Source organism: Calothrix sp. PCC 6303, assembly GCF_000317435.1.
In the GTDB taxonomy this organism is placed as follows: domain Bacteria; phylum Cyanobacteriota; class Cyanobacteriia; order Cyanobacteriales; family Nostocaceae; genus PCC-6303.
In genome coordinates this window covers 3,078,836-3,097,945 of record NC_019751.1, presented here as the reverse complement: position 1 = coordinate 3,097,945, position 19,110 = coordinate 3,078,836, and the positions used below count along the sequence as shown (strand labels likewise).

The window sequence follows — 19,110 nt, the reverse complement described above, 5'->3', positions numbered from 1 at the left end:
ATAGTTATTTTAATTCGCTATAGCTACAGGGTTCAGCCATACCAACAATGACCTGACGATTACCCTGAAATGGTTTGCGTCCGTGGGCTACTAAAATATTATCTAATAGTAAAATATCACCGGAATGCCAAGGAAATATGATTGTTTCTTGGTTATAAGCAGCCCGGATTTCTGCAAGTGTTTCTGGTTGAATGGAAGAACCATCACCGTAATAAGTATTATGCGGTAAATCTGCTTCCAAAAATTCTGATAATAATGCTTTGCGAATGGTAGGTTCTAAAGTGGTGACATGAAAAAAAGCAGCATGATTAAACCAAACTGTTGCACCTGTAATTGGGTGTTGAATTATTGCTGGTCTAACTTGACGGGTTCTCAGCCTATCTCCTTGTTTCCATTCATATTCAATCTCATTATTTAAGCAATAATCTTCGACAACAGCTTTATCTGTGGTTTGAAAGACGTTTTGCCAAGATAATCCGAATCCGTCATTATAATTGCGAACATATAAAACTTTTTTGTGAATAAACCGTTCGCGTGTTGGTAAGGAAATACTCTCCAAAATCCTTTGACAATCTGCAATTGGTGTTTCTCCTCCCTCTAAGGCAACTGTTAAGCAGCAAAAGTAAATTTTTTTGGGAAAAATCTGACAATAGGTACTTTCACTATGAAGAAAAATACTTTGTTCTGCTGGATAATCTGTTGAAGTATATATTTTTTCAGCCACCTCATGACGAGGGGAAGAACGGTCATAATAACTGATTGGTTTTGTTTTTGATGTAACTTGAATGAATTGCTCTAATTGATGGGCAGAAATAATATTAAAGTCACGGAAGAGTAGGGCTTTATGTTTAATTAGCATTTCTTGGATTATTTCTTGATTCTGACTAACCCAATCAATTAGATTAACGTTGGCTACAGCAGGTTGAACTATCAAAGGGATATGTTGTCCATTTGGAAAATAGCTCGTCTTAATTAATCCTGCTGAGGACAATTTCAAAGATTTACGGTTGATTCCTAAACTTTTGAAACTCAATTTTTGGGTTTCTTGATTATTCATGGTTGTAAACGGTGAAAGGACTGACGTTTAATGTTTTTCAATTTCTGAAGATTGGCAACTTCTAATTCCTTCGCTTCTAAGTGTTTCTGAGTTTTTATTACTTGAGCAAAGTTAGCTGATATGGCATCTATTTTAATATCAGGTGTAGCTATAACCTGACTTATTAGTGTTTTGAAATTAGCAATCATGGAAGTAATTGTATCGGCAAAAAACAAATCAGTACTATATTCAAAACAACCACTGATTCCCATTGATGTCTCTTCTAGGAATACTCCCAGATCATATCTAGTTGTGTTTTCATGAAGATCCAAAGCTTCTAAAGTTAAATTTGGTAATTCTAAGGCTCCTAATGGATAATTTTGCAGAACAAACCAGACTTGAAATAAGGGTAGATGATTTTGATAACGCTCTGGTTGAAGTTCCTCAATAATTTTTTCAAATGGTAAATCTTGGTGTGTGTAAGCACCTAAAGTAACTTCTCGTACCCGCGCTAAGATTTCTCGGAAACTGGGATTATTAGATAAGTCTGTGCGTAAAACTAGGGTGTTGATAAAACAGCCAATTAGTTTTTCTAGCTGAGGACGATTGCGGTTAGCAATGGGAGAACCAACTCGGATATCAACTTGCCCCGAATAGCAGTAGAGTAAAGTTTGAAAAGCTGCTAATAGAGTCATAAACAAAGTTACACCCTCTTGTTGGCTAAGTATTTGCAACTGTTGAGTTAAATTTAGGGGTAGTAAAAAGTTTTCTTTTTGACCTTGATGGCTAAGTTGAGCAGGACGAGGTTTATCTGTGGGCAACTGTAAAAGTGGTAAATTTTGTCCTAGTTGCTTACGCCAATAATCTAATTGTCTGTGTAATTCTTTCCCTTGTAACCATTGATGTTGCCATGCAGCAAAATCAACGTATTGTATTGGTAAATCTGGTAATGGTGAGGCTTTACCTGCACAATAAGCCCCATATAATGCTGTCATTTCCTCTAGCCACACACCCATCGACCAACCATCAGAGACAATATGATGTTGGTTAAGCTGGAGTATATATTCTGTGGTATCTAGGCATATTAAGGTGACTCGTAGCAATGATCCTTGAGCTAAATCGAAAGGTTGTTTAGCTGCTTGGGTGGCAATTGCGATCGCTTGTGCTTCTCGTTGCTGTTGATTAGGTTCCCGTAGGTTGATTACTGCTAGATCGACATTCACCGAAGAAGCGATCGCAATTCGAGGTTGTCCTTGGAATACAGGGAATGTAGTGCGTAAAACTTCGTGACGACGAACAATTTCGTTGATGCTTTGTTCTAATGCGGGGATGTTCAATTCACCACTAATTTTCAGGGTGACTGCATCGTTATAAAGTGCATCGTTTCCAGCTAATTGAGATAAAAGCCACAACCTTTGTTGAGCAAAGGAAAGGGGCATTTCTCCATCCCGTTTGACTGGTTGGAGTGGTGGTGTTTGGAAACCTTGCTGTGTCTTGATTTCTGCCTCAATCGAGGTGGATAAGTCGGCAATTGTGGGTGATTCAAATAAACAGCGTAAGGGTAACTCAATCTTAAATGTTTCGCGGATACGGGATATTGCTTGAGTCGCTAGGAGTGAATGTCCCCCCAAATCAAAAAAGTTATCCTCAAGGCTAATGTGTGCGATACCCAGTACTTGACTCCAGATTCCTGTCAGAATCTCTTGGATCGGGGTACGTACTGATGTCTCTTTTGTTATAGAATCAAATTTGCCAAAGTCGGCTTTTGGTAGGCTTTTTCGGTCTAGTTTGCCGTTTGCTGTCAGAGGTAAAGTATCTAATAGTACAAATGCCGACGGTACCATATATTCAGGTAATTTCGACTTGAGGTACTGACGCATTTGTGGAATGACTTCACGCGCTACCCTTTCTTGGAGGGGATTATTAGCATAGTTATGTAACGGACGTTCAGGATTCAAAAATGCAGAAGAACCGAATCCAATTTTTTCGTCAGTTCGTCGTCGCTGCAATAGCACATCATAACTGCCGTCTTCATAAGCCGCAGACCAACTGATGTCAACAAGGTAATTTAGCTTGATCCCCAATGTCCATAATTCCTCAGGATCAATTCCCCCTGAAGCAACCATTTTCAAATGAGAACGAATTTCTCCTACTGTTGCCAACTGAGGTTCTTGGTGCAGTAACTGTATAGCCTTAACCGTCGTTGTCAAGCGTGAGTTGGGTATGCGACGTAACGCGATCGCTTGCGGCTGGGTTGACTGTAGCCACTGAGTGAGAGTTTCCAGTGTAAATTCCTGCTGTTGCCAATCTAGCCAATCAATTTCAGGTGCATTAATTTCTTGGGGCTGAAGATGAAGAATTACGTCATAACGAAACTGAGTTAATTCATTATGGTCACGTCCCCGCTTTGGTTGAACTTCGACGTGGGCAATTTGGGGTAAATACTTGGGTAGAGCCAGGAAAAAGTCAGGAGCGATCGCTAATTCTTCTTCTTGAGCAATCCGTTTTTGCACTTGCTGTTGTAATGTCGCAGATGGCAAAGAATCGGGTGCAGAATGTAGTACAACTGCGGTATGAAATGCTGCTAACAAGGGTAAGCTACGCACATCACCAATGAAGATACTTCCCCCCGGTTTTACTAAATCCACAGCACCCCTGATAACACTCAATAGGTAATCAATACTGGGGAAATACTGAATCACAGAATTAATAATTACCGTGTCATAACTTGCTGCTTCTAAACCAGCAAAATCATCAGCCATTCTCTGACTCAAAGACACTTGTGGAAGATGATGCTCTGGAATTTGCAGTACATTCTGGATGTACTTGAGAGCACCTTGAGAAAAGTCTGTACCTTGGTAGTGAGAACAGTGGGGAGCAATTTTAAATAGAAGCAAACCTGTACCACAGCCAACTTCTAATACTCGCTGTGGTTTGAGGGAGAGAATACGCTCCACTGTGTGATCTACCCAATTACGCATTTGCTGGGCTGGGATGGGCAAATCTGTGTAGCTGCTGTTCCAACCAATAATATTAAATTTCGGGTCTGGAAGGGTTGCAATTTGTAGGTAATTATCGGCTTCAGATTCATAGACTATCTGCCATTGAGATATTTGCTCAATTTCTAGTTGCATTTCAGTCCCTTGATATTGGGGATTTTGAACAACATAAGCAATTAAGCGTTTTTCTCCCTGGGAATCTGCTTGAGCTAAAACGGCAGTGGTTGCCACCCCTGGGTGTTGATTTAAGGTTGCTTCAATTTCTCCTAACTCAATGCGATAACCTCTGATTTTGGCTTGGTAGTCTAGCCGACCGAGAAATTGAATATTGCCATCCTCTAACCAACAAGCTAAGTCTCCAGTTTTATATAGGCGTAGTTTTCCACCGTAGGTATCGCTTGGACAATTAGTAAAGGGGTGGAGAATAAATTTTTCGGCTGTTAATTCGGGACGGTTGAGGTAACTTACTGCTAATCCAGCACCACCTATATATAATTCACCTGGCACACCAATGGGTACGGGTTGTAAATGGGAATCTAAAATATAAAGCTGGGTGTTGGCAAAGGGACGACCAATAGGTACTAGACGTTGGCTGGGCAAATCTTCTGTTGTTTCAAAGTAGCAGCTATCAATTGTGGCTTCTGTGACTCCAAAGGAGTTAATTAGGCGAGTTTTGGCACCACAAAAACTGCGAAATTTCATGTATTCTGAGCCGTACCAACTGTCAGAACCACAAATTAGTAATCGCATAAAGTCGAGACTTTTTCCGGTTTGTTCTAGATATTGGACTAAGTTTCGCAAAACTGCTGGTACAAATTCGCCACAATCTACTTTTTCTTGCAGCATCAGTTCATAGAGTTTTTGTGGTTCTAGGAGGAATTCACGGGGACAAAGAACCAGTTTCCCCCCCGAACACAAAGCCCGGATTAAATCTCCTGAACAGACATCAAAGGCAAAACTAGCCATTTGTAGGTGAGTGCTGGTGGAAGAACTGAGTTGATAAGCAGCTTCCCAAGCATAGAAGGCGTTGATTAAGCTACTATGTTGCACCATTACACCCTTGGATTTGCCAGTAGAACCAGAGGTGTAGATCACGTAAGCCAAGTCTTGAGGATGGATAGGGGTAATTTTGTTGGCAGTAGCTTGCCAATCGACATCCAAACACAACACTTGCAGATTTTGGATCTCAGAAATCTTCTCTGAAACTTGCGTTTGAATCAACAATATTTGTGCTTGAGCATCTTCTAGCATAAACACCAAACGCTCAGTTGGATAAGCTGGGTCTAACGGTAGATAAGCTCCCCCCGCTTGGAGAACTGCTAAGGGTGCAATTACCATATCCAGAGAGCGCTCAACACAAATTCCCACTAAAACCCCAGATGTAACTCCTACCGTTGCTAATTTTTGGGCAAGCTGATTGACTTTTTTCTGTAATTGTGCATAATTAAGTTGCTGGTCGCCAAAAACAATAGCGATCGCGTCTGGTGTCCGTAGTGCCTGTTGAGCAAATAAATCGTGAATAGATGACTGATTTGGGATGGTAGATGGATTTTGACTAAACTCGAATAATATTTGATGTTGTTCGGATGGTGTGAGTAAAGATAACTGGGATAATTGGGTGCTGGGATTTGCCACCATACCCGTGAGTAAGGTTTGTAGATGTCCTAGCATCCGCGTGATAGTTGACTTCTCAAATCGGCGCGTATCGTACCACAGATCTAACCTCAAATCTTCATCAGGTATGACTAACAGACTCAAAGCCTCGTTAGTTTTTTCAAAAGACTGCCCACTTTGTATATTTAGGCTATCCACTCCTTGCGCGATCGCGTTATCAATCGGATAGTTTTCTAAGACATAACCAATCTCAAATAAAGGTTGTCCTCTGTCTATTTCACTCCATCGCTGTACTTCTACTAGGGGACTATATTCGTACTGGATAACTTCGATTTGGTGTGATTGTAACTTTTGCAACCAAGGTATCAGTGGCGCATCTGGTGTGACTTCAATTCGCAGCGGTAAGGTATTGACAAATAGCCCTACCATAGTCTCAACTCCTGTCAATGATGGAGGACGACCAGAGGAGGTACTACCAAAAACAATATCTGATTCCCCACTATAACGACTTAAAAGTAATGCCCAAGCCCCTTGCACAAAGGTGTTGAGGGTCAGTTGATATTTTCGTCCTAACGATTGTAGAGTTGCGGTTATGTCTGCTGATAGCTTGATTCCCTGCCAATCATAATCTTCCTCTAAACTAGGTAAAATACCAGGAGCGCGGTCAATTAATACAGTTGTTGGTTTACTAAAACCTTTAAGAGTTTCGCGCCAAAAAGTCTCAGCTTGTGACAAGTCTTGTTGTTGTAGCCAAGTAATATAATCTCGATAAGGACGCGATGGTTTTAAGTCTAAATCTTGACCTAGACAAAAGGCTTGATAAAAAGCATAAACTTCTTTAAAAACCAAAGATTCAGACCAACCATCTAATAATAGATGGTGACTACTCCAAACAAATTCGTAGGTATTTTCATTCAGACGAAATAGATTTAAGCGAATCAAAGGAGCCTGGGAAAGCTCAAATCCACGTTGACGATCAGCTTGCAAAAAAGCTTTTAACTTTTGCTGTTGTTCTACAGTCGAAAAATCTCGCCAATCTTCTAAAACCCAAGGCAATTCTACTTCTTTATAAACAACTTGGTAAGGTTTTTCTAAGTCTTGCCAATAAAATCCAGTACGTAAAATTGGGTGTCTATCAACTACCTGTTGCCAAGCTTGTTTAAATGCCTCAACGCGAAAATCACCTTGTAAAGTCCAAGTAAATTGCTCAAAATATACCCCTGATTGGGGAGCATAAATGGTATGGAACAGTAGACCCTGCTGTAAGGGTGATAGTTCATAAATATCTTCTAAATTAGTTGTATTCATAAAGTTTAGTTCCCACTATTAGGCTTAAGTTTTGCGAGTAATTTATTGAAATCTTTTTGACCGATTTTTGCAGATGAAAAATCTGAAGGGATATAGCTACCGACATCGGCAGATTGACGGTGATTAATCAGCGATCGCAGTGCTTCTACAAATCCTTGAGCCAGATTTTGAATCGTATTTGAATGATATAGTTCTTGGCTGTAATTCCACTCAATTTGTAGTTTATTATTCACCACAAAACAATTGATTTCTAACAGGTGAGAACGAGTTGCTTGGGAACTTTGCTCAGAACCAATAGACTCAGGTGCTAGTGTTAAAAATTCTGGTTGCTGAGAAATTTGGTTAAATTGACCTAAGTAGTTAAAAATAACTTGTGGTCGTGGTAATTTCGCCAATTTTTGGGCAATTTCTTCTCGTCCCAGATAACGTAGTAACCCATATCCTATTCCTTGGTTGGGAATCTGACGCAATTGTTCTTTAACTACTTTAAGTTCCTGAATAATGTCATTAGTTTCACCAAAATTTAGACATACGGGAAAGATAGAAGTAAACCAGCCCACAGTACGAGATAAATCAATATCTGCAAAGATCGGCTCCCGTCCGTGACCTTCTAAATCGATTAATAGTGTATTATTTCCTGTCCAGTTAGTAAATGTTTGGGCTAAAGCAGTTAGCAATATTTCATTAATCTGAGTACGATAAGCTGAAGGCAGATCATGTAGTAAATTTTGGGTTTCAGCTTCATCTAAACTATTACATATTTGAGCAGATGATTTGACACTATTAATTCCCTGGGGAAAATCTACTGGTAAACAAGTATTTTTTTCAGGAAACTGTCTTAACCAATAGTCTAATTCTGACTCAAGTTGTGATGATTGAGCATAAGTTAATAAGGATTTTGCCCAATGTTGATAAGAAGTAGTTTTGGCAGGTAATTGAATTGTTAGTTTGTGACTAAGCTGATTGTAAGCTGTTTGAAAATCTTCTAATAAAATACGCCAAGAAACACCATCTACTAATAGATGATGAATCACAAATAGTAGACGACTGGACTGATTTTTGCCTAAATTAAACAAGGCAACTTTGACCAATGAACCTGTAGTAAGATTAAGGCTTGATTGTAATTTTTCTGCAATTAATGTAATTTCTGATTGTTGCTCTTTCGTTGAGAATGTGGATAAATCGATTTGGATGAACGGAATTTCGGTATTAGGTTGGGTGTTTACCTGTTGCCAGCCAGAATCTGTATTTGTAAACTGCGATCGCAAAACATCGTGGTGTATAAGTAACTCGTGGATAACTTGTGGTAATAATTCAGAATTAATATTTGCTGGAACTATTAATAAATTTGGTTGGTTATAGTGTTCTGGTTGAGAAAAGTTTTGTGCAAAAAACCAATGTTGAATTGGTGTCAACGGTACATTACCTGTGACTAAACCTTGTTCTGCTTCTATAGCTTCATTACTACCAACAACTGTTGCTAATTCGGCAATAGTTTGATGCTGAAATATCTGTTTAGGTGTGAGTTGTAAACCTTGCTGATTAGCTTGAGCTACAACTTGAATACTCAGAATGGAATCACCACCTAATTCAAAAAAATTGTCATAAATACCAACTGCTTCTAAACCTAAAACTTGAGTCCAAATTTGCGCTAATATTTCTTCGTTAGAACTACGGGGAGAGGTAAACTTATTTTCCCCTTTGATAGCTGTGCGCTCTGGTTTTGGGAGTGCTTTACGATCTATTTTACCATTTACAGTTAATGGTAAAGATGGCAAGATGACAAAGAATTGTGGAAGCATATACTCAGGAAATTTAGTTTGAGCAAAATTCCGTAGTTGGGAAATCAATTGTAATTCTTGTTTTTGCTGCAATGGTTGATTTGCAAAAATGCTCCAAGATTCAGGGGAAAGGGAAGTATCTGAGGCTATTTGCTGATGTTTTTCTTCTTGATGATTTGTGGAAATATTCTTTTCAAAAACAACATCATAGTTACCCTCTTGACTATTTTCTGACCAACTAATTTTGGCTGTATATCCAAATAAATCGGCGATTTGCCAAAATTCATGGGGGTCAATTCCAGTGGTTGAGATATTTGCTAATGTTGCTTTTAACTGCTCAATAGTTGTGGATTCATCTGCTGTCTTCAGTAAATCTAAAGTTTTGAGTTCTTTCGATATACGAGCATTAGAAATGTTGCTAATTTTCAGCGTCTGGGGTTGATTTTGCAGTAAATTTTGGATATCTGCAACCAAAAATTTTTCTTGCTGCCAATCTAAGTAAATTTGCGATTCTGGTTGATAATTTCGCTGTCCTAAATTGAGAATGACATCGTACTTAAATTGTGTGAGTTCGTTATGATGACAACCTCCTTTTAATTGTATTTGAACATCACTAATTTGAGGAAGATCCTGCTGCAAATTCGAGAAAAATTTTGGCGAAATTACCAACTCATTCTCTGCTTGTAAGGACTCTTGAATTCGTTTTTTAAAATCAATTAAATTCAAATCAGATGGAGCTTGATATAGCTGCACTCCCGCGTGAAAAGCTTCTAAAAGTTGCAAGCTACGTACACCACCCAGAAAAATACGACCCCCTGGTTTTAAGATACTAACTGCATGTTCTAGGACAGTGACTAAATAATCGATACTGGGGAAATTCTGAATAATTTCATTCAGGATAATAACATCAAAGTCTTTTTGTTGTATCTCTGTTAAGTTATGAGCTATCCCTTGAATTAAAGAGACTTTTGATAATAATTCTGGTTGACGTTGGCTCAATAATTGTTGTAAATACTCTAAAGCAGTTGCAGAAATATCTACACCACAGTAATGTTGACAGTGAGGGGCAACCCTAGACAAAATTAAACCTGTACCACAACCAATTTCTAAAACATGCTGTGGTTGCAGTGCAAGAATACGTTCAACTGTATTTTCTACACATTCAATAATTTCTGCTGCTGGTAAAGGTTGATTTGTATAGCGACTTGTCCAAACTCTTAAGTTAATTGAAGGGTCTTGTTCCGAAAATTGCCAACTGTAAAATTGATCATAAAGTATTTCTAAATCGGAGATGTACTCAGTTTCAAAATGATGATTATTTGGCGATTTTGGCACGACGTAAGCAACTATTTTTTTGTCATTAGTTAGATCCTCTCGTGTGATCACAACCGTATCTTGTACTGATGGATGTTGCTGTAGTACCGACTCGATTTCGCCTAATTCAATGCGAAAGCCGCGAATCTTGACTTGATAATCACTGCGTCCAATAAATTCCAGATTTCCATCTGCTAAATACCTAGCAATATCTCCGGTTTTATATAAGCAAGTTGATTTTAATGTTTCAAAAGGGTTAAGAATAAATTTTTCATTAGTCAATTCTGGACGGTTTAAATAGCCTTGGGCTAAATTAATTCCACCAATATAAATTTCACCAGGAATACCAATTGGTACAGGTTGGAGATGAGAATCTAAAAGATAGATTTGGCTGTTATTTATAGGTTTACCAATCGGTGTATAACGTTGCTGTTTTTGCTGGGATGGTAAAGAATATAGCGTTGTACAAATAGTTGCTTCTGTTGGACCATAACCGTTAATAATGTGTAAATCAGGAATGCGATCGCTTATTGCTGTTAAGGTCTGTTCCAGAATCGGTTCCACACCCACAAGTAATCTTCTTAGTGGTAAATTTGTTGCTGATTGTTCTAAGTAATTAGCCAAAACAGGCAGCATAAAGGGTGGAATATAAGCACTGGTAATTTGATGAGTACGTAACCACAGAAAAAACCCTTGACTATCAGACCGAATTTCCTCCGGTACTATATACAGTGTTGCGCCAAATAATAAGGCTGAGAAGATTTCATAGACGGAAACGTCAAAACTGAAGCTTGTCCACAAACTACACAGATCCCCTGCCTTCAGGGGTTGTCTACGGTCAATATCTGCAAGCAGGTTGAGAACTCCCAAATGCTGACAACAAACTCCTTTGGGTTCCCCCGTAGAACCAGAGGTATAAATTATGTAAGCTAAGGATGAAGAATAATGAATATAGTCGCTACTGCCAGATGCGATCGCTTCCCAGTTTGTATCTAAGCAAATAACTTCAGCATCATGTGCTGGCAATTGATCAACTAAGGACTGTTGAGTTAATAAAATAGGTAGTTGTGCATCCTTGAGGATCAAAGCTACACGCTCCACCGGATAGGTGGGATCGATGGGGATATAAGCCCCCCCAGCTTTGAGAATCCCGAAAATACCTATAATCATTTCTAGGGATTTTTCTAGGGAAATTCCGACTAACGTACCGGAACTGACTCCCAATTTTTGCAGATAGTTGGCGAGTTGGTTAGCTTTGTGGTTGAGTTGTTGATAAGTTAATGACTCACCTCCAACAATAATAGCGATCGCATCGGGTGTTTTTTCTACCTGTTGCGTAAATACTTCATGCAAGCTTTGGGATTCAACTATTGCTGTTTGAGTCTGATTCCATTCAATTAATAATTGCTGTTTTTCCGTAGCAGTTAATAACGGAACTTCAGATAGCTTGGTTTGGGAATTGACGACAATACCATTCAGCAAAGTCTGAAAATGTTCCACCATTCGCGCAATGGTAGCTGCTTCAAACAACTCACTACTATATTCGATGGCTCCCGTTAGTCCTTGTTCACCAATATATATATCTAAGCTTAAATCAAACTGGGCTGTACCAGTTTCCACTTCTATTGGTGTTAAAGTTAAATCTCCTAGCTGTAAGGTTGGTATGGGGAGATTGTGGAGAGCAAACCAAACTTGAAATAATGGATTGCGGCTTAAATCCCGTTCTGGTTGCAGTTCTTCGACTAATTTTTCAAAAGGTAAATCTTGATGGGCATAAGCTGCTAAAGTCATGTCACGGACTTGGGTTAGCAATTCACTAAAACTGGGATTGTCATCGATTTGGGTACGTAGCGCCAAAGTATTGACAAATAACCCAATAATGCCCTCGCTTTCAGCCCAATTTCGATTAGCGATCGCAGAACCAACTACGATATCATCCTGACCTGTATAGCGGTACAGTAAGGTGTTAAAGGCTGTCAGCAAGGTCATAAACAAAGTTACGCCTGATTTTTGGCTGAATCTTTCTAATGCTGTGGTTAAATCTGGAGAAATTTGCCAGGTATAGGTTTTACCCTCAAATGTTTGTAGTGCTGAACGGGGTCTGTCGGTGGGTAACTGTAAAGTAGAGATGCCGTTAAGTTGTTGTTTCCAGTAAGCTAACTGCTTTTTCAAGACTTCTTTGTGCAACCACTCTTGTTGCCATACGCTATAGTCGGCATATTGCAGCGGTAAATCTGGTAACGAAGCAGGTTGACCATCACAAAGATTGGTATAGATTGCTGCTAATTCTTTCAGTAATATCCCAATTGACCAACCATCAAAAATCGCGTGATGGATAGTCAGTAATAATATATGTTCTTGTTCCCCCAGACGAATTAGCTTGAGTCGCAATAAAGGGAACTCCGACAAGACAAAAGGACATCTAGCTTCCTCTGTGGCTAATTTTTGCGCCTGAATTTCCCTTTTATCCTCTGGTAGATTTTGCAAATTGACCACTGATATAGTTAATTTGAGATGCGGCGCGATCGCTTGTACAGGTTCTCCCTCTACTGTGGTCAATATGCTTCTTAATGCTTCGTGCCGTTCGATAATGATTTGAAAACTTTGCTCCAAAACAGCCAGGTTTAAGTCACCACTCAAACGGATCGCAAAGGGTAAATTATAAAAGGGGCTACCAGGTTCGAGTTGGTCTAAAAACCACAACCGCTTTTGTCCAAAAGATGCCGGAAAAATATAAACTTCTGTTTCCGTGCTGTTGAGAAAATCTGGTTCTTGAAAAACTTCTAATGTCATAATTGTCAGGCATCCTTTGATTCAGATTGCAAATTTCTTGACACTTGCTGAAGGGAGGAAAGTTTAACTCGACGCGTCTGTCGGTCTAAACGCTGAGGAGTAATCAAAGACTGTTCAACTTTTTGCTCCAAGATTCTAGTAATTTCTTGAGCAAATTCAGCAATAGTCGGCATCTCAAATAAACGATGGATGGATAATTCCACTTGAAAAGCTTGACGAGTTTGAGAGATTACTTGTGTAGCTAGCAGTGAGTGACCACCCAACTCAAAAAAGTTGTCGTAAATGCCAATAATTTTTGGCAAATCAAGGACTTGCATCCAAATTTTGACTAATTTCTCTTCAACTGGGGTACGTGGTAATACGTCTTGCTTCTCTGCCTCTAAAGTAATTTCTGGCATAGGTAAAGCACGGCGATCCAACTTTCCGTTAGGAGTGAGGGGGAGTGTATCTAGCAATACATAGTCGTAAGGAATCATGTACTGCGGTAACTTCTGTAGTAGGAAATCTCGTAGTTCTTGGGTTTGGGGATGTGCAGAATCAGAACGGGGAACAATATAAGCTACCAGCCGTTGATTACCTGGTGTGTCTTCTCGAACTACGACCACAGCTTGTTGTATCTTGGGAAACTGTTGAAGAATAGCCGCAATTTCTCCTAACTCAATCCGTAGACCCCGAAGCTTGACTTGATCGTCTATGCGTCCGAGGTATTCAATATTACCGTCTTCGCGGTAACGAGCTAAATCACCTGTTTTGTAAAGCCGTCCATCAGATGTTAAATCAAAAGGATTGGGAATAAACTTCTCGTTAGTAAGTTGAGGACGATGGAGATAACCACACGCTAAACCGACACCAGCAATATGTAATTCACCAGGTACACCAATAGGTACAGGCTGTAAATGTGGATCTAAAATATAAATTTCTGTATTAGCGATCGCACGTCCAATAGGAACAACTTTTTCTTGATTATGCCGTTGACACTGCCAATAAGTTACATCAATTGCGGCTTCGGTGGGACCATAAAGATTATGCAATTCTACGTCAAGGAAGCGCCCAAAGAATTTTTCTTGCAACTCCCAGGGTAAAGCTTCCCCACTACAAATTACCCGCTTGAGGTGTTGACAATTTTCTAATGCCACCTCATCTAGAAATACTTGCAGCATTGAGGGGACAAAATGTACTGTTGTGATTTGCTGCTGTTGAATAAGTTGGACTAAATAAGCACTATCCTGATGTCCCCCTGGTTCAGCAATGACTAAACAAGCTCCTGAAATTAGTGTCCAGAAAAATTCCCAAACAGAAACATCAAAACCAAAGGGTGTTTTTTGTAATACTTTATCAGTCGCAGTTAACTTATAGGTGTCCTGCATCCACAGTAAGCGATTAGTAATACCTTGATGGGTGTTCATGGCTCCTTTGGGTTTACCTGTGGAACCAGAAGTATAAATCACATAGGCAAGGTGATGGGGATGTAGATGATAGTTGAGATTTTCGGTACTTTGTGTGGCTATTGTTTGCCAATCACTATCTAAACAGATGACTTGAACTGCATCATTTGCAAGTTTTTCCACCAAGTGCTGTTGAGATAATAGGATTGACGTTTGTGAATCCTCTAACATATAAGTCAAGCGTTCCCCAGGATAGCTGGGATCGAGGGGAATGTATGCACCACCAGCTTTGAGAATTGCCAATAGTCCAATTATCATCTCTAGCGATCGCTCTACACAAATTCCCACTAAAGTATCTGCTTTTACTCCCAATTTTTGCAGGTGATGGGCTAGTTGATTAGCTTTTTGGTTGAGTTGATTATATGTTAGTTGTTGATTTGTAAACTCTACTGCTACTGTATCTGGAATCCGTTGTACTTGCTCTTCAAATAACTGATGAATGCATTTTTCGAGGGGATAATCAACCTTGGTATCATTCCATTCACGTAGTAATTGATGCTGCTCAAATTTAGACAAAATTGCTAAATCTGACAAACAATGCTGTGGATTCGTCACAATTGCTTCGAGCAAAGTTTGTAAATGATTAGCCATTCTTTGGATCGAACTTTCTGCAAACAAATCAGTATTGTATTCAAAATTAGCAGTTAGTCCTGATTCTGTTTCGGCAATCGATAGGGTTAAATCAAACTGAGCATTACCTGTATCTGTTTTTAGTGGAGTTAAAGTCAAACCAGGTAATTCTAAAGTAGACATGAATGCATTTTGGAGGATAAACATCACTTGAAATAGTGGTGTATGGCTCAAATCCCGTTGTGGCTGGAGTTTTTCCACTAATAGCTCAAAAGGTAAATCCTGGTGTGCAAAGGCTTCTAGGGCTACTTCTCGTACTCGCTTTAAAAGTTCTTCAAAGCTGGGGTTTCCAGTGAAATTACTTCGCAATACTAAAGTGTTGACAAAAAAACCAATTAACCCTTCTATTTCTGCGCGATTGCGGTTAGCAATTGGGGAACCAACTACGATATCCTCACTACCTGTATAACGCCATAATAGTGTTTGGAAAGCTGCCAACAGGGTCATAAATAAAGTACTTCCCTGTTGTTGACTGAATTTATTTAAGGCTGTAGATAACTCTTTAGATATGTCAAATGAATAAGTTGCACCCTGAAATCTCTGAATTGCTGGTCTGGGATAATCTGTAGGTAATTCTAATAATTTTGGTGTGTTTTCTAGCTGCTTGAGCCAATAAGATATCTGAGTTTCCAGTATTTCCCCCTGTAACCATTGTCTTTGCCAAGCTGCAAAGTCTACATACTGTATTGGCAGGGGTAATAATGGGGATGGCTTTCCATTACTGAAAGCTTGATATAATTTTGCTAATTCTTCCACAAATACGCCAATTGACCAGCCATCAGAGATAATGTGATGCATTGTCAGCAGTACAATATGCTCTTGCTGACTCAGACGTAATAGCTTTATTCTGAGTAAGCGATCGCTACTAATGTCAAAGGGTTGTTCTGCTGCTTGTGCTAATTGTTGTTTAATTTCGGCTTGCTGTTGATTTTCCCCTAAGTGACTAATATCTAATATTGGTAATGATAAATTTACAGGCTGTTCTTCTAAAATAACGGCTACTGGTTGCCCTTCCCTTGTCGGAAAATTAGTCCGCAGAATTTCATGACGACTGATAATTTCATTAAAGCTTTGTTGGAGTGCTTCTACATTTAACTGTCCCTCCAAGCGGACAGCAGCAGGCGCGTTGTAAAATGCGCTACCTGGTTCTAATTGAGCCAAAAACCATAGCCGCTGCTGTGCAAAGGATAAATCTAGATTTTCCTGCCGTTTTACTGGCTCGATAGTCTGTTGCTTCCCAATTATATCTGCACTGTGATTACGTAAAAAAACCAGGATTTCTGCTTTACGTTCACTTAGTTGCTCTTTGATAATTGGTGTGAGTACATTTTGAGGAGCGCTACAGCGTAAGCGATCCTCTTCAAGCCACAGCTTAACATCTAAACTGCACAGGTAAGATAGAAACTCTTCAATGGTTTTCATAATTCTATCTCCTCACGGTTATTGTCTCCCCCATGGCTGGATACAAGCTGTAATTGCTTTACTGTCAGCATCTTCTCGATACGTTCCACCAGTTGAACTATGGTGGGTGCTTCAAATATGTTCCGCAAAGGAAACTCAATTGCAAATGCTTCCTTTAACCGAGAAATAGCTTGAGTTGCAAGTAAAGAATGTCCACCTAAATCAAAGAAGTTATCGTAGATACCAATCTGTTCTTGCTTTAATACCTGACCCCAGATACCAGCAACTATTTGTTCAGATGGGGTACGTGGTGCCACAAAACCCAATTCTGATTCATTCTGAAAGTTTGGTACAGGTAATGCACGACGGTCAATTTTACCACTAGGAGATAAGGGTAATGCTTCCAGTAGCACTATCCCATGGGGTCTCATATGTCCTGGTAACTGTTCTTCGAGTAAATCACGCAACTGTTGAATGAGTTCATGACTTTTTGATTCCTCCAAAGTAAAATCCGCTTGAGGAACCACATAACCCACCAAAATTTTCTGATCAGATTTCTCTTCTCTAACTACAACTACAGCTTCCCTAACGTCTTGGTGCTGATATAAAAGTGCTTCAATTTCTCCTAGTTCCACTCGGAAACCACGAATTTTCACTTGATGATCAATACGTCCAAGAAATTCTATATTTCCATCGGGAAGCCACCTTCCTAAATCTCCTGTTTTATAAATTAAATTTCTCCGATTTGCTGGTAAATTTTTCTGGGTATCAGGAAATGGATTATCAACAAAACTTAATTGGGTTCTTTCAGGATTTTTCCAATATCCAGCACCCACACCAATACCCGACACACAAATTTCTCCTGGCGCACCTATTGGTAATAACTGCATTTGTTGATCAAGAATATAAAGATTCAAGTTTGCTAATGGTTTACCGATGGGGATAGTGCGCTGATTTTCTGGTAAAGCCTTGTCAACGACAAATTGGGTGATATCGTCAGCTGCTTCTGTCGGACCATAAGCATTAAAAATGTTAATTTTGGGGTATATTTCCAGCCATTTATTTACCAATTGAATTGACACGGATTCACCCGAAAGCATCATCACTTTTAAATCTGGTAATTCCCTTTCTTCAGGTGGTAATTGGTAAGCATATTCCAGCAATCCCCCAAATAAGACTGGGACTAATTCAACCACTGTAATTTTTGCTGATTTCAAGACTTGAAATAGTTGTTGAGGAATCGCAACGGTTTCGATATCAACTATGACTGTCTTCCCACCAATTAAAATTGGGGACAAAAATTGCCAGACAGAAATATCTGTAGAAGAAGGGGCACTTTGGAGGAAACTAAATTCTGAACTTAATTCCAATTCATCAAATTGGGCATAAATATGATTAATCGCACCATCATGTCTTACCAAAGTCCCTTTCGGTAATCCAGTAGATCCCGATGTATAAATCATGTAAGCTGGGGTGTCTGCATCGTTGATTGCTGGGATATTTTCTGGAGAAAGCTGGCTAAAACTCAGTCGATCGTATATGGCTAATTCTTGGGGTAGATTTAGCTGTATACTTTTATCGGTAACTTCATCTACACAGATAATCGACTTTAATTGAGAACAGCGATCGCTTACATCAGCCAATAGATTCAATAGCGTGGAATCAGTTAACAAAAATCTGACTTCGCTATTGGATAACATATATTCAATGCGCTGGGCTGGGTAAGTAGTATCAATTGGCACGTAAGCCCCACCAGCTTTGTATATAGCCAGAATTGCCACCAAAAAATTTATATCGCGGTCTTTCAATATACCAATCAATTCTCCTTTACAGACTCCCAGTTGACGTAGTATTGCAGCCAATTGATTAGCTGTTTCATTTAGTTGCTGATAGGTTAGTTGATTGTTTTGGTCAATAACTGCTATCTGATTTGGAGTATGATTTACCTGCTTTTCAAACAAATAATTAATGGTTTTATCAACTGGATAATAGCTTGTTTTATAATTAAATTCTTCCAGGATCTTGTGTTGATCATAGCTATTTAAAATATTGATTTCTGATATCTGAATATGAGGATTTAAAACAATACTCTTGATAACGTTTATATAGTAATAACTGACTAGCTGAATATTTTCTCTTTTAAAGATTTCTGGAACATAAGCAATTTCCCCCTTAATCACTCCATTCTCAATCCTAAAACTAACCGTAATATCATTATGATATTTGATAATCTGTGACTGATCATGAATATTTTCTAGCAAAATCACCACATCAAATAGTGGATAACGATTTTCACTTAGAGGTAAATTGAGCAATTCAATCAATTCATCAAAGCAGTAATCTTGGTGACTGTAAGCTTGAATTACAGATTCCTTAACATCAATTAAGTATTTTTTAAATGTTAGCTCTTTCTGTAAATAAGTACGCAATGGCACGATTTGATGCTTATTTAAAGAAGTAACACCTAAATTATCTTTGTTTCTATTTTGATAAGCTGGTATGCCAACAATTAAATCAGGGGAACGGGTATATTTTTCCAGCAATATATTGAATGCGGATAACAAGATTAAATATATTAAAAAATCAGACCCTTTTGTTAACTTAATAATAGCTTGAGATAAATCATGGGGAACATCAAAGATATGAGTTTCTTTTTCCCCATGAGACTGCGATGGTCTCATATAATCCGGTAGCAAATTGGTTTCTGGTAGTTCTCCAGAAAGTCTATTTAGCCAATATATTTTTTGAGAAAATATTTCCGGTGATGCGAATATTGTCGTCATGATCTT

At 39.0% G+C, this 19,110-nt stretch carries 5 protein-coding genes; all 5 read right to left on the bottom strand.

All coding sequences use genetic code 11. The annotated features are described in order from the left end of the window. Positions 1 to 4: 4 nt before the first annotated feature. From CAL6303_RS12700 to CAL6303_RS12680, 5 genes are read right to left on the bottom strand one after another with little or no spacing between them, the layout of a single operon-like run. On the bottom strand, positions 5 to 1,057 hold the full coding sequence (locus CAL6303_RS12700) for a TauD/TfdA family dioxygenase (protein WP_015198219.1): 1,053 nt from the start codon (positions 1,055 to 1,057) through the stop codon (positions 5 to 7). Beyond that, positions 1,054 to 6,957, bottom strand: a complete 5,904-nt coding sequence (locus CAL6303_RS12695) for a non-ribosomal peptide synthetase (protein ID WP_015198218.1) — start codon at positions 6,955 to 6,957, stop codon at positions 1,054 to 1,056. Before CAL6303_RS12695 ends, CAL6303_RS12700 begins: the two co-directional genes overlap by 4 nt. A 5-nt stretch (positions 6,958 to 6,962) precedes the next feature. Next, positions 6,963 to 12,845, bottom strand: a complete 5,883-nt coding sequence (locus CAL6303_RS12690) for a non-ribosomal peptide synthetase (RefSeq protein ID WP_015198217.1) — start codon at positions 12,843 to 12,845, stop codon at positions 6,963 to 6,965. 5 nt (positions 12,846 to 12,850) lie between these two features. Further along, positions 12,851 to 16,342, bottom strand: coding sequence for a non-ribosomal peptide synthetase (locus CAL6303_RS12685; RefSeq protein WP_015198216.1), 3,492 nt, complete (start codon positions 16,340 to 16,342; stop codon positions 12,851 to 12,853). Further along, a complete protein-coding gene (locus tag CAL6303_RS12680; protein ID WP_015198215.1) occupies positions 16,339 to 19,104 on the bottom strand; it encodes a non-ribosomal peptide synthetase in 2,766 nt (921 codons plus the stop codon). Before CAL6303_RS12680 ends, CAL6303_RS12685 begins: the two co-directional genes overlap by 4 nt. Between the last annotated feature and the right edge of the window lie 6 nt (positions 19,105 to 19,110).

Coding starts and splice junctions, on each gene's coding strand:
- CAL6303_RS12700 (WP_015198219.1), bottom strand. CDS start 1,057: ATGAATAATCAAGAAACCCAAAAATTGAGTTTCAAAAGTTTAGGAATC.
- CAL6303_RS12695 (WP_015198218.1), bottom strand. CDS start 6,957: ATGAATACAACTAATTTAGAAGATATTTATGAACTATCACCCTTACAG.
- CAL6303_RS12690 (WP_015198217.1), bottom strand. CDS start 12,845: ATGACATTAGAAGTTTTTCAAGAACCAGATTTTCTCAACAGCACGGAA.
- CAL6303_RS12685 (WP_015198216.1), bottom strand. CDS start 16,342: ATGAAAACCATTGAAGAGTTTCTATCTTACCTGTGCAGTTTAGATGTT.
- CAL6303_RS12680 (WP_015198215.1), bottom strand. CDS start 19,104: ATGACGACAATATTCGCATCACCGGAAATATTTTCTCAAAAAATATAT.